1 protein-coding gene is annotated in these 1144 nt (G+C 57.1%); it reads right to left on the reverse strand.

What is annotated here, in order from left to right:
• Positions 1 to 1144: phage tail tape measure protein (locus J5224_RS29170; RefSeq protein WP_264628568.1), on the reverse strand; the 1144-nt coding region annotated here is incomplete at both ends.

Raw genomic sequence — 1144 nt, forward strand, 5'->3', positions numbered from 1 at the left:
CATGGATTTTCATCACCGTGGTGAGTCCGGCCCACAGTCCACGCAAGCCCACCATGACAAAGGCAGATACCCCCATCACGATGTTGACCACCGCACCGGCAGCGGCCAGGCTTAGCACAGCCAGCACCGCATAGCCGATCACGCGGGTGATATTGGGAAACAGGTTTTGCCACCGCACCAACGTTTGTCCCACGTCGGCCAGCTTGTTAATCAACGGATAGAGCACCGGCAGCAACGTGGCCCCCATCGCGGCGCGCATGGCATACCAGACGGCCACCAGGCGATCCCACGGATTTGCCATCTTCTCGGCCATTTCCGTGGCGCGCTTCATCCCGTCGCTGCTGCCCAATTCAGTGATATGGCGCTGCAACACGCCGACATTGCCGTAAAGCTGCTTGATAACGGCAGAACCACCGCCAAAGGCTTCATCCAGTTCCTTCTGTGCTTTCAGGTTGCCCTCAATGGTGGCACCGTACTTGCCCTGCAATTTTTCCAGCATTTGCGGCATCGACAGCATTTTTCCGCTGGCGTCGGTAAAGCTCAGCCCCAGCTTTTTAGCCCCTTCCGCCGCACCGGTCAGAAAGGACTCATACGATCCGCTGGCTTCCGTGCCTAGCGTGCGCTGTAACTCGCCCAGCACCGCCATTTGCTCATCCATGCCGATACCAAAGTTTGTCCCGGCACCTTTGGCCCCTTCCATCAAATCCTTGATAGTGGCCATTTCGGTGCCAAACGCCTGGCGCATGTAGGCCGCTTTTCCGGCTACCCGTTCCGCAAAATCCACATTGCCCAACGCTTTGGCATCGGTGCGGAAATTGGCAAACATCTGCCCCATAAATTCCGTGGTTTCCGCTGCCGTGGTTTTCAGCGCAGCGGCCACAGTGTTGGTGATGGTTGTCATGCGTGGCAGTTCGCCATCAGATAACCCGGACACAGAGCGCTTGATGATTTCCGTAGACTGCACAAACTCCAACGCCGATTTACCGTATTGAATGCTGAATTTCAGGCCGTTGGCCGCCACCTGCTTTAGCGTGGCATCGCTGACGCCCTGGGCTGAGGCAGACAACAGCGCATCATTCATTTCAATCGCGGGCGAAAGGGCATCTTTAATAGCAATGGCCGTGGCAAATAATCCCGCGCCGCC

This window comes from Candidatus Symbiopectobacterium sp. NZEC135 (genome assembly GCF_025962695.1).